The 11,697-nt window shown below is 65.6% G+C and carries 12 protein-coding genes and 1 tRNA gene; 7 read left to right on the forward strand and 6 right to left on the reverse strand.

What is annotated here, in order from left to right:
• Positions 1-30: 30 nt before the first annotated feature.
• The 4 genes from EJJ38_RS08330 to EJJ38_RS08345 are packed head-to-tail and all read right to left on the reverse strand — an operon-like array spanning position 31 to position 3,902.
• A complete protein-coding gene (locus tag EJJ38_RS08330; RefSeq protein WP_127089620.1) occupies positions 31-1,059 on the reverse strand; it encodes a DNA polymerase III subunit delta' in 1,029 nt (342 codons plus the stop codon).
• The gene (gene tmk / locus EJJ38_RS08335; protein WP_127089621.1) at positions 1,056-1,721 is read right to left on the reverse strand and encodes a dTMP kinase; all 666 of its coding nucleotides are present in this window, start codon (positions 1,719-1,721) and stop codon (positions 1,056-1,058) included. The genes EJJ38_RS08330 and tmk overlap by 4 nt, the downstream gene beginning before the upstream one ends.
• Entirely contained in the window at positions 1,718-2,956 is a 1,239-nt protein-coding gene (locus EJJ38_RS08340) for a D-alanyl-D-alanine carboxypeptidase family protein (RefSeq protein ID WP_245454152.1), read from the reverse strand. The genes tmk and EJJ38_RS08340 overlap by 4 nt, the downstream gene beginning before the upstream one ends.
• Entirely contained in the window at positions 2,943-3,902 is a 960-nt protein-coding gene (locus EJJ38_RS08345) for a septal ring lytic transglycosylase RlpA family protein (protein ID WP_127089622.1), read from the reverse strand. Before EJJ38_RS08345 ends, EJJ38_RS08340 begins: the two co-directional genes overlap by 14 nt.
• A gap of 437 nt (positions 3,903-4,339) precedes the next feature.
• Between EJJ38_RS08345 and EJJ38_RS08350 the strand changes: the two genes are divergently transcribed.
• From EJJ38_RS08350 to EJJ38_RS08365, 4 genes are all read left to right on the forward strand, one after another.
• Positions 4,340-4,429 (forward strand) — tRNA-Ser (locus EJJ38_RS08350).
• 358 nt (positions 4,430-4,787) lie between these two features.
• Positions 4,788-5,063, forward strand: a complete 276-nt coding sequence (locus EJJ38_RS08355; protein ID WP_127089623.1) for a hypothetical protein — start codon at positions 4,788-4,790, stop codon at positions 5,061-5,063.
• 150 nt (positions 5,064-5,213) lie between these two features.
• On the forward strand, positions 5,214-5,945 hold the full coding sequence (locus EJJ38_RS08360; protein WP_127090324.1) for a DUF2161 domain-containing phosphodiesterase: 732 nt from the start codon (positions 5,214-5,216) through the stop codon (positions 5,943-5,945).
• Positions 5,946-6,025: 80 nt separating this feature from the next.
• Positions 6,026-6,373: a hypothetical protein gene (locus EJJ38_RS08365; protein ID WP_127089624.1), complete on the forward strand. Its 348-nt coding sequence runs from the start codon at positions 6,026-6,028 to the stop codon at positions 6,371-6,373.
• A gap of 184 nt (positions 6,374-6,557) precedes the next feature.
• On the opposite strand, the gene EJJ38_RS08375 is transcribed toward EJJ38_RS08365, so the two are convergent.
• Positions 6,558-7,961 carry an enolase-like domain-containing protein gene (locus tag EJJ38_RS08375; RefSeq protein WP_127090325.1) on the reverse strand — a complete coding sequence of 468 codons (1,404 nt, stop codon included), beginning with the start codon at positions 7,959-7,961 and terminating at the stop codon, positions 6,558-6,560.
• Between the two features lie 53 nt (positions 7,962-8,014).
• On the reverse strand, positions 8,015-8,872 hold the full coding sequence (locus tag EJJ38_RS08380; protein WP_127089625.1) for an IclR family transcriptional regulator: 858 nt from the start codon (positions 8,870-8,872) through the stop codon (positions 8,015-8,017).
• Positions 8,873-9,091: 219 nt separating this feature from the next.
• Here EJJ38_RS08380 and EJJ38_RS08385 point away from each other — a divergent pair, with 219 nt between their 5' ends.
• The 3 genes from EJJ38_RS08385 to EJJ38_RS08395 are packed head-to-tail and all read left to right on the forward strand — an operon-like array spanning position 9,092 to position 11,681.
• The gene (locus EJJ38_RS08385) at positions 9,092-10,135 is read left to right on the forward strand and encodes an NAD-dependent epimerase/dehydratase family protein (RefSeq protein WP_127089626.1); all 1,044 of its coding nucleotides are present in this window, start codon (positions 9,092-9,094) and stop codon (positions 10,133-10,135) included.
• A 20-nt stretch (positions 10,136-10,155) separates the two neighbouring features.
• On the forward strand, positions 10,156-10,845 hold the full coding sequence (locus EJJ38_RS08390; RefSeq protein WP_127089627.1) for a hypothetical protein: 690 nt from the start codon (positions 10,156-10,158) through the stop codon (positions 10,843-10,845).
• A complete protein-coding gene (locus EJJ38_RS08395; RefSeq protein WP_127089628.1) occupies positions 10,842-11,681 on the forward strand; it encodes a fumarylacetoacetate hydrolase family protein in 840 nt (279 codons plus the stop codon). The genes EJJ38_RS08390 and EJJ38_RS08395 overlap by 4 nt, the downstream gene beginning before the upstream one ends.
• Positions 11,682-11,697 lie beyond the last annotated feature (16 nt).

The raw sequence follows: 11,697 nt of genomic DNA on the forward strand, positions 1-11,697 counted from the left end.
ATCTTGAGAACCCGCCTCGCGCGCCGCGATTTATGCGCGCGCGGCATCCGCGAGTTCGGTGAAGATGCGGAAGACCAGCGCCTTGCGGTCAAGATTGAAGGTGTCCGCTTCGGCAGCCGTCCGCCGCACCTTCTCCCACACCTCGCCCAGGCGAACAAGGCGGCGCCGGTCCCAGCGCCCCTCCGTGACGACGCCCGCGATCCAGTCGCTCACCGCTTCCACGAACAGGTCGAGCCCGTCCGCCCGGTCGCCCTGGAGGCGCGCGCCCAAAGCGTGCATCTCCTCCATGCGCGCGTCGGGCATCTGGTCCAGCAGGCGCAAGGTCGCCGCACGCACCTCCAGGCCGGCGCCCCGCGCCAGGACGAGGCCGCGCCGCACGCTGCCATCAGCCGACGCAGCGGCGGCCGCGAGCGCAGCGGGGTCGATATCCTCCACCTCGGGGCCGAGCCCCTGGAGCGCGGTCAGAACATCACTGTCAGACAGGGCGCGCAGACGCACCATGCGGGTGCGCGAGCGGATGGTGGGCAGGACACGGCCGGGCGAATGGCAGACCAGCAGGAACAGCGCGCGCGGCGGCGGCTCCTCCAGAGTCTTCAGCAGGGCATTGGCGCCGAAGGCATTGAGATCATCCACGGCATCCACGATGCAGACCCGCCAGCCCCCGCCCGCGGCGGTGGCGCCGAAGAAGGCCCGCACCCGGCGCACCATTTCGGCCGGAATGACGGTGGGCACCTTCTCGTACTCTCCCTCCGCCGCGCGGCGCAGCACGAGGAGGTCGGGATGGGTGAGCGCTGCCACCTGCCGAAAGGCGGGATGGCCCTCCGCCAGCTCGAAATCATGCTGGTCCGCGGGCGCATGCCCTCCCGCCAGGACAAAGCGGGCGATGCGATAGGCGAGCGTCGCCTTGCCGATGCCTTCCGGGCCGCCGATGAGTAAAGCGTGGGGAAACCGGCCGCTGCGCCAATCCGCCATGAGATCGGCCTCATGGGCCGCATGTCCCACGAGCACCGAACGGGTGCGCGGATGAGGGGCGCCGGGAAGAAGATCGCCCTCGCTCATGCGGGCACCGTTTCCGACAGGGCCTCGGGGAAGCGCGCGCGCACCGCCTTGGCGATGTCGATCGCGACCATGTCCGGCTGACGCCCGGCATCAACAACCACGCACCGTTCCGGATCCGCTCCAGCCAATTCCAGGAAGGCCGTTCGCACGGCCTGATGGAAGGCCATGCCCTCGCGCTCGAAGCGATCTCCCACCTGCCCCTGCGCGCGGGCGGCGGCGCGGGCCAGCCCTGCCTCGGAGGAGATATCCAGCAGCAGCGTCAGGTCCGGCCGGGCCGGGCCAATCGCAACCTGTTCCAGGGCGTTGAGAAGCGGGGCTTCCACTTGCCCCACGGCGCCCTGATAGACGCGGGTGGAATCAATGAAGCGGTCGCAGATCACCCACTGGCCACGCGCCAGAGCGGGCGCGATGGTCCGGTCCACATGATCGGCACGAGCGGCGGCGAACAGCAGGGCTTCCACGTCCGACCCATAGGGCTTCACCGCCCCCCCGAGCAGCGCCGCGCGAACGGCTTCCGCGCCGGGAGACCCACCCGGTTCGCGGGTCAGGACAACATCGAGGCCATGGGAGCGAAGACGCTCGGCGAGCCGCTTCGCCTGGGTGGACTTGCCGCTTCCCTCACCCCCTTCGAGCGTGATGAAGCGACCGCGCGGGGAACTCATTTGCCGATCTTCGCCAGGACCTTCTGGCCGAGATCGCGCGCCGCATCGCCCACCAGCACACCGGCGCCGTCCACGGCGCGCTGCCAGAGAGTGCCCACCGGCACGTCCTCGGTGGTGACCAGCGGCACCTCCATGACCTTGAGCGGGCCACGGGAAATTTCCAGCTGGGCGATTTCCGTCCCCTTGGCGACGGGCGCCTTCAGCGGGCCGGTATAGGTGACCTTGGCCACCAGCTTGTCCTGGCTGTTGCGCGGCATCAGCAGCGTGACGGGACCACGCGCCGCGAGCGCCACGCTGCCCTGCGTGCCGCCGAACACGGTGGCGCGTCCGATCTCCGCATCCGCGGCGAAAAGCTGGCGATGCTCGAAGGAGTGGAAGCCCCATTCCAGAAGCCGCTTGGCTTCGTCGATGCGTTCCTTCTCGCTCTTCGCCCCCATCACCACCACGATCAGCCGCTGATTGTTCTGGAGCGCGGAGCCGACGAGATGATATCCGCCGTCCTTGATCCAGGCGACCTGCAGGCCATCCGCGCCGACACCCGCATTCAGGAGCACATTGCGGTTGCGCTGCTTGACCTTGCTCCACTCGATGTCCGGCACCGAGAACATGGGATAGAGGCTAGGGAAGGTGCGGATGATGTAGCGCGAGATCTGCGCCATATCCCGAGCCGTGGACTTTTGCGCGGGATCGGCAAAGCCCGTGGAATTGCGGAAATCGGAGCCGGTGAGGCCGAGCTGCTGCCCCGCCTCGTTCATCTTGAGCGCGAAGGCGCTCTCCGTCCCGGCCACGCCTTCGGCCAGCGCGATGGCGGCGTCGTTGCCGCCCACCGTGATCATGCCGATGAGCAGGTCACCCACGCGGGTGGCGCTCTTCACGGGCACGAACATGGCCGCGCCGCCGGACGGACCGCCGCCGCGACGCCAGGCATTCTCGCTGACGATGAAGGTTGTATCGGTATTGATCTTGTTCAGCCGGATCTCGTCGAACACGACGAGGGCGGTCATGACCTTTACCGTTCCGCCGGGCGCGAACGGCTTCTCGCTGTCCTTCTCGAACAGGATGGCGCCCGTGGCGAAGTCCACGAGAATGGCGCTGGGCGCGGGGGTCTGGAACGCGCTCTGCGCGGCCACCCCGGAAACGGCGAGGGCGGACAGCGCAACAGCGGCGGAAAGCCTCGCGGCGCCCGCACGAACCTTGCGGAACACGCGCGAGAAAGAGCCCTCAGCGCCCGCCATCGACCGAGACGCCCGAATAGCTGAGGCCGGAAACAGGCGCGGCGCCGGCGGACCAGCCCACGGCGGCAAAGGTGGTGCGGACCGGAGCGGGATCCACCGGGCGGAAGCTGGACGCAGCCTGGGCCGTGGTGCGAGAGGAGGCAGCCGGCGCGGCGGGAACCTGCGTACTCGCCATCTGGGCCACCTCGCGATCCAGTTCATGACCCAGATCATAGGGACGCTGCGAGGGCATGGGGACGGCGCCCTCGGACATGGTCGCCGGCATCGCGCGCGGCAGCGACGGCACGAAAGGCGTGGCGGAGGCCACCATGACGGCGGAACCGGAGGGCAACTCGGCCGGCACATCGTCGCGCAGCGAGGCCATCAGCACGCGGTCGTCGGAGCCTTCCAGAGGCGCACGGCCCACATATTCCACCTTGACCTGGGTGATGCCGCTGCTCTGGAAGCCGAGCAAGTCCGCCGTCTTGTGGGAGACGTCGATAATGCGGTCCCCATGGTAGGGGCCGCGATTATTCACGCGCACGATGATCGATTTGTCGTTCTTCAAATTGGTGACGCGCACATAAGACGGCATGGGAAGCGTCGGATGCGCAGCACTGATGCTATTACGGTCGAAAATCTCGCCATTGGCCGTGAGCCGCCCGTGGAACGCATCGCTATAGTAGGACGCGGTGCCGATGGCCTTATAATTGGGATTTTCCGCAGGGTAATAGGTCCGGCCGGCGATCTTGTAAGGCTTTCCAACGCGATAGGCGCCGGTCCCCTTCGGGATGGGGGCGCCATCCGCCACGACGCGCGGGCTGGCCGAGACACCGTATTTCGGATCGATCTTGGAGAGAAGGGAATTGCCGCCGCTGCAGCCGGCCAGCGCAAGACACAACATGCTCACACCCAGTGCGCCACTGAGGGCGCGGGGGCCGAGGCCAGTCTCAGTCTCTCGCGTCATGTGCGTCCTGTTCCCTTGCGAAACGGCAACTGACCGACTCGCCGATCCAATCCCTTGGAGCGCCATAGTTTATGGCATGGCACCGGCCCGTTGGACAGAAGTGTGTCGGACAAGGCGGCAAAAATGCGGCACGCCTATGCCCATGGTAAACAAAGCGTTGCACGCGGCCGCCTTGCCTTAACATTAACAGACAGGCCGCATGTGCCTGTCACCTAAGGGAAAACGGCACAGGCGACGAATCTTCCAAAAGCCGGACGATATGACGGCCACCCGTCGAGGGATCTGCCATTCGACAACCTCAACCTGGGCGCGCAGAAGGCACACCCAGTGACTCGCAACAATCCCGCAGCCAACCGGATGTGAAGCGAAGCCGGAAATCCGACTTCGAAAGCCGACTTGGGGAACGGCGCGACTTGGTTTAAGCAGACGCACCGGCTGGAAGGGTGGCCGAGTGGTTTAAGGCAGCGGTCTTGAAAACCGCCGTGGGTGCAAGCCCACCGTGGGTTCGAATCCCACCCCTTCCGCCATCCCCCGCGTCAGACCAGGGATATGTCGATGGGCAGCTTAGCCTTTCGCGTACACATCTGGCGTCACTTGATTGGATCCCCTGCGTGATCGCAGTAACCCTGCACACTCCCGACACAGCGTTGGCAGGTATCTTGAAGTGTGGGCAACTTCCGGCGTCTCGGACAGCGTCCTCGACGCCGCCCATCGGGAGGTGAAGACGGAGCAGGGACAGATGGAGGCGAGCAGGTCGCCATCGACGGCGATGACTGATCGGAATGCCATCGCGCTTGCGCTTGGAGCCCATCTCACCTTAGGGAAATCAGCCCCTGAAATGCGGCGCGCGACGCGACCACCGAACAAGGACGCAGGACTTAAGACATGCATGACTTCTTTATTGCGCTGATATCGTTCTTCATCGTGGATCCGCTCGATCAGGCGCTGAGAGAACAGCTCTCGCGAGCCGCGATCTCCGAGCAGCGTATGGCGCAGGTCACCAGTTGCCTCCAGGCGGAAACCCCGGCCATCCTCGACAAGGCCGCCGGCGATCCCGTGTGGGTGATCGTGACCGCCGCGAAAGTGTGGACGGGAATGGTCACGCCCCAGACCGCGCTCAATGAGATAGCGCCCAGTTGCAGCACCGCAGCGGTCATATAGGTGTTTACGGCAAGGTGGAGGTCCTCCGCCTTGCCCATGCTCCGATGCGCCGATGCCGATCGGACATTCGCGACCTCGACGCAGTTCAGGAAAATCTGCCATCAAGCGGAAAAACGCCGCTGTTTGCCGCTCCTAAACCTCTGGCGCGTCATGTTCCACGCGGACCGCAACCAGAGGCGTGATGTGGAAACGTCGCTTTATGACCCCGTCAAACGCTTCCTTGAGCAACTCGGCTACACCGTCAAAGGCGAGGTCGGCCATTGCGACATCGTCGGCCTGCGGGATGATGATCCGACGGTGGTTGTGATCTGCGAACTGAAGCTGGTGTTCAATCTCGAACTCATCCTTCAGGGCGTCGATCGGGCGGCCATCGGAGACGAGATCTGGCTGGCGGCGCAGCTTTCCGCCAAGGGCAAGGGGCGGGAAAGCGATCCACGCTATCGCAATCTCTGCCGACGCCTCGGCTTCGGGCTGCTGGGCGTTTCAAAGTTCGGCCATGTCGAGATCCTCGTTTCCCCGGTCGCCCCATCGCCACGCAAGGATGCCCGACGGCGCTCAAGGCTGGTGGAGGAACATCGGCGACGCCACGGGGATCCCGTCGCGGGCGGAGGCACGCGCAAGCCCATCATGACAGCCTATCGGCAGCAGGCCCTTGCCTGCGCCGCAGCGATGGCAGCCTCCCCGCAGCGACCGCGCGATCTGAAGCACTCATCCCCCGATGCCCAGAAAATCCTGCGTCGCAATGTGTATGGCTGGTTCGAGCGTTCGGAGCGCGGCGTCTATGCATTGACCGATATAGGCCGTAGCGCGTTGGCCTCCTGGTTGCCTGACCCACCCGCATCCGCTGAACGCGACGGTATGGAAAAGGGTGACGCTCCGTAGGCGAAACTTGGCCTCTTTACGATATTTCCCCCCTGTCCGACTCAGGATAAGACCAAGGGGTTCTTAGCTGGGGCCACGTCATGTTCTCAGTGTTTACAATCATTTACGCAGCACTGGCGCTCGCAGGCGGGTGGCTCGGCGCCAGTCTTTCCAAGGCCAGTGTCCAGTCCGGCGTGATCGCATCCGGCGCAGGCTTCATCGCCTCGTGCGTCGCCCAGCTTGCCGGGGCACAGATTGCCGGCGCGGTTGCCGCGTTCGCCATTGTGCTGGTCGTCGTCAGTGCAATCGTCCGCCTCAAGCCCGCCCAGATCGCGGCCGTTCTGGTTGCCACATTCATCGTGTCGGGCGCCGGCGCGTTCATCGTCGGCTTTATCGGCGGCTTCGAGAGGGGCTTCTCCCACGCATGGACCCATGCCGAGAAGAAGTGACCGTCAGTAGACCAAAGCCGGTTGCGGGAGCGCTTCGGCGTCGGGTGGTCGCCCGCCCTTACCCGCCACGGAACAGGATGTGGCCGAGACCATCTGGAACGCCGCCCCTGATGAAACAGGGCGCGTTCACTTCCCGGCGGGAGCGGATGCGGTGGCACTCGCTTGGCAAGCTGGGTAGCGAACGCTAGTCCAGCCGCCCCGGCGCGATGGCACAGCCGAATCCGGGGCAGTCCAGCGAAGCGATGGCGAGGTCCCCGCGCGAAATCCGCAGCCGCGCGGGATGCCCCGCCGCGCGATGATAGAGATCGCCGTGAGCCGCGAGAAAGGCTGCCTGCTCGGCCTCCGGCGCAAAGGTCATACCGTCAATATAATGATGGCCGTTGCGCTCCACATGGGTCAGGCCCAGCAGCGACACCAGCGCCAGATCCTGCTGGGTGCACAGGCCCGGCCAAGTGGAAAGATCCTCGGCGGAGAGGAAATAGCGCCCGCTTCCCTGCTCCCCATTCAGCCGGGCGGCGTGGGCGGTGTTCAGGATGGATTTGTAGAACCCCTTGCAATTCTTGCTGGAAACCCCGCGATAGCCAAGCGCGATCGCCTTCGGGAAGGCACCGATGTCACCGTCCGATTCGTCGATGATCAGCGGCTTTTCCTGCCCCAGCGGGGCGACGGAGCGTTCCAGCGCCACCGCGCGCTTGATGGGCTGCTCGATGAGCAGGACGGAAGCCACGAGCCTGCGCAAAGCGGGCGCCTCCCCCATGCGTCGCCACAGCTCGGTGATGCCGTCCACCGTCTCATACTGCTCGTTGCCGTCGAGGGTGGTGAGATAGTCCCCCGCACCGGCATCCAGCACGGCGGCGATGCGCGACAGGCGATCCAGATCGGCCTCCACATCGCCGCCCACCTTCAGCTTGTAGTAGCGGCCGCCATAAGCCCGCACCACGTCCTCCAGCGTCTCCGGCAGGCCATCGTTCCGCCGCTCGCTGACATCCGCGTCGTCCAGCGCATCCACCAGCCCCACCGTGTGGCGCACCGCGATGGAAGGCGCGGTGGAAAGGCCCGCGAGAAAACCGGGAAGGTCGAAACCCGCAAGGTCCGGGGTGAGATCGCCCACGTACAGGCCCGGCAGGTTGGCGCGGATCATCTGCGCAAAGGACAGGCCGAGAATGCGGCCGAGAGCATCGATCACCGCCCGGTCCACGAGCGCGGGCCCGTAGGACGCCACAAGCGGGTTCAGCCCCTGCGCGGCGCATCGCGCCTGCTGCTCCCTGTAGAGATGCGCACTCTGGCCGAAGGCCGTGTCGAATCCCGCCTCCAGATAGAGCTTCAGCGCGATGGCGAGCGAGGTCCGCAACTGGTTCATGTTGTCGGCGTCGGAGAGTGTCAGCTTCTTGTCGAACCATTTGGGCAGAAGGCTTTCGGCGGCATGCCCCTCCCCGCTGCGCCCGTCCTTCAAGGCGATTCGGACCGTGAGGGTGATCTGCGTCGCCCGCGTCACTGTCGCGACGCCGAAGCGGAACGGCAGACGCAGATCGACCGTCCGCTCTTGGGTGCGGAAGGTCTCCACCTTCAGCAAGGGGCTGTCGGGCATGGCGGGGCTATGAGGCGAAGGCATGGGATTGCTGTGCTCCGGAGGGCGCGCGCTCAGTCCACCCGGCGGGGAAAGGCCCCGCTGCGGGCACGGGCTTCCAGGGGCCATGTCTCCCCGAGGCGGGTGGTGGTGGCGACCACGATGAGGCCATAGGATTCCAGGTCCGAACGGCTCATGCGGTTGGACGGCGCGGCAAGACTCACCACGCCCACGCATTCCGGCGCGCCGCCCAATGTGGAGGCGCGAATGGGCGCCGCCACCGCGCCCACGCCCAGCTCATTCTCCTCATAGCTCAGGGCGAAGCCGCGCCGCGCCGCCTCTTCCAGCTCCGAACGGATTTCCGCGACGGAGGTCTTGGAATGGGGCGTCAGGGGGTTCAGGCCCTGCTGGAGAAGCAGTTGGAGAGCCTCCGCGAACGGCAAGGTGGAAAGCCAGGCCTTGCCGGTGGCGTGGGTGTGAAGGCCGATCTGCAGCGAATAGTTCGGATCGATGCGCAGCGAGCGTTTGCTGCCCGCGAAGGATTGGACCCAGACGATGCGCTGGCCGCCCGGCTCCACGATGGCGAGGCGCACCAATTCCCCGGTTTCCTCCGCCAGTTGCCGCAGCGCCGCGGAGCACTGGTCCAGCAGCCGGCTCGTCTGAAGGTGGCGCAGGCCGAGATTACTGACCCGGTAGGTGAGGTAATAGCGTTGTGCCCGCTCGTCCCGCCACACCAAACCCAGATTTTCCAGCGTGTGCATGATCTTGGTGACGATCGCCTTGTTCAGCTCCAACTGGCGTGAAATCTCGGCCAGGGGCATTCCATCCACCGAATCCGCCAGCATTTCGATGACCTCGAAGGAGCGGGCAACGGAGATGATGGTCTCGTCCAATTTTTCCGGGCGACCCTCGGCCGGGGCAGGCTTTGACATGCGCTTCTCTGCGTGTGGGAGAATTTTTCAATAACGATGTTACCCCTCTTTTTGGCGCGATCAAGCAAAGGTTTCCGTCATTTTTATATCATTCGATCTATTGACAACCATTTTTCGGCGTGTGCACGATCATATCAATGGTAACGATGTTACCGATAAAAATTGCAGCCAATGACGGCGTCCACGCCGCATCCGAGACTGCTGACATGGGAGTGAAACGTGTCGGAGCGTTTGACGTTTGAAAGCCTGCCGCACCTGATCGAGACCGAGGAGGCTCTTGAAGAGCTGATCTCCCGCCCCACCCAAGGGCTGGTGGATGACCTCGCGGACGTGCCCGGCGACATCATCGTGCTCGGCGTCGCCGGCAAGGTCGGCCCGTCCATCGCACGCATGGCGAAACGCGCCGCGCCGGGCAAGAAAGTGATCGGCGTCGCCCGCTTCTCGGACCCCGACAGCCGCCGGGAGCTGGAGCGCTGGGACATCGAGACCATCAAGTGCGACCTGCTGGACCGCGAGGCCGTCTCCCGGCTGCCCAAGGTGGCGAACGTCATCTACATGGCCGGCAAGAAGTTCGGGACCAATGAGGATCCCTCCTTCGCCTGGGCGATGAACACCACGGCCCCCGCCACGGTGGCCGAGCATTACCGGGCGTCCCGGATCGTCGCCTTCTCCACCTTGTGCGTCTATCCGTTCGGCGTCGTCGCCCATAACGGGTGGGACGAGAGCGTGGAGCCCAAGCCGCTGGGCGACTATGCCAATTCCTGCGTCGGGCGCGAGCGCGCCTTCCAGTACGGCTCCCGCGTCCACGGCACGCCCGGCCGCATCATCCGGCTGAACTACGCCATCGACCTGCGCTACGGCGTGCTGCACGACATTGCCAGCTGGGTCTATCGCCGCGAGCCCATCCCCATCGCCACCGGCCATGCCAGCGTCATCTGGCAGGGGGATTCCAACGCGCAGATCCTGCGTGCCCTCAAGCACTGCACCCTGCCCACCTCCCCGCTCAATATCGGCGGGCCGGAACAGGCCAGCGTGCGCGCCATCGCCCATGCGTTCGGTCAGATCTTCGGCAAGGAGCCGGTGTTCGAGGGCACCGAGCAGCCCAATGGCTGGGTGAACAGCACCTTCCAGGCCCAGCAATTGTTCGGCTATCCCACCGTTCCGCTGGCGCGGATGATCGAGTGGGTGGCGCACTGGGTGCGCAACGACATGCCCATCTATGACAAGCCGACGCGGTACGAAGTCCGCGACGGCCTGTTCTGAGCGCGAGCGAGGCCGCCCACATGAGCGCCAACGGCTTCATGGGCTTCTGGTCGGATATCGATGCCGACTATCGCCTGCGCTATCGCGAATGGCACAATTGCGAGCACATGCCGGAGCGGGTCGGCATTCGCGGTTTCATCGAGGGTCGGCGCTATCGCGCCGCCTCGGACGGCCATGACTTCTTCATGTGCTACGTCACCGAAGGGCCGGAGGTGCTCACGGGCCCCGATTATCTCGGCGCCCTCAACCGGCCGACGCCCTGGACCAAGGAAGCGCTCACGCATTTCCGAAATCCCGAGCGCAGCCTCTATCGCCGGGTCGGCACCCTCGGCGTCGTGCCGGACCATGCGCCCTATATCGTGCTGGTCCGGTTCAACGACGCCCGATCCAATTCCGATCTGCTCGGGCTGCTGGAGCGTGCGTTCGGCACGGCCGGAGGGGACCGCAAGGTGTCCCTCTACGACATGGACACGGACGGCTCGAAGATCATGACCGCCGAGCGCCGCATCTATTCGGCGGGCCCGGGCGAACGGCAATATCTCGTCGCCGCCGAACTGACCGAGCGCGGCGCGGCGCAGAAGACGGCGGAGCAGCTGGTCCGCCTCCTGGACGGGGCAAACGACCTGCACGTCGCCCTTTACTGGCTGGAGATGCGCGTCCGCTCCGCGGACGTCACGCCCTACAATCAAAAAATCGAGGAAACGCCATGAAGCTGGTGCGCTATGGGGAGGCTGGGCGGGAGCGTCCGGGCCTTCTCGACAAGGCCGGGGCGATCCGCAGCCTGGACGGGCATGTGGCCGATATCGACGCCGCCCTCCTGGCCGACGCGGCGGCCCTTGCCGCCCTTGCGAAGCTGGATCCCGCGAGCCTGCCCGTGGTGGAGGGCAATCCCCGCCTCGGCTGCCCGCTGGCGGGCATCGGCAAGATCGTCGGCGTGGGGCTCAACTATCACGACCATGCCCGCGAGTGCGATCTGCCCATCCCTACGGAGCCCATCCTGTTCCTGAAGGCCACGACCTCCTTGAGCGGCCCGGACGACGCCATCCGCCTGCCGGACGGTGCCGAAAAGGCGGACTGGGAAGTGGAGCTGGGCGTGGTCATCGGGCGCACTGCCCGTGGCGTGTCGCTGAAAGACGCCCTGTCCTATGTCTTCGGCTATTGCATCGCCCATGACGTGTCCGAGCGCGCCCATCAATTGGAGCGCGGCGGCCAGTGGACCAAGGGCAAGAGCCACGACACCTTCTGCCCCGTCGGCCCCTGGCTGGTGAGCGCCGACGAGGTGGGCGACCCGCAGACCTTGGACATGTGGTGCGACGTTTCGGGCGTGCGCCGCCAGTCCTCGTCCACCGCGCAGATGATCTTCGGGGTGGCCGAGGTGGTCAGCTACATCAGCCAGTTCATGACGCTGCTGCCCGGCGACCTCATCATCACGGGCACCCCCGCAGGGGTCGGGCTCGGCCAGCGGCCGCCCTTCTACCTGAAGCGTGGAGACACGGTGCGCCTTGCCATCGCCGGCCTCGGCGAGCAGCAGCAGGCCGTGGTCTAGGACCGGAAGGGAGGCA

This window comes from Aquabacter cavernae, from assembly GCF_003993795.1.
Lineage (GTDB): Bacteria > Pseudomonadota > Alphaproteobacteria > Rhizobiales > Xanthobacteraceae > Aquabacter > Aquabacter cavernae.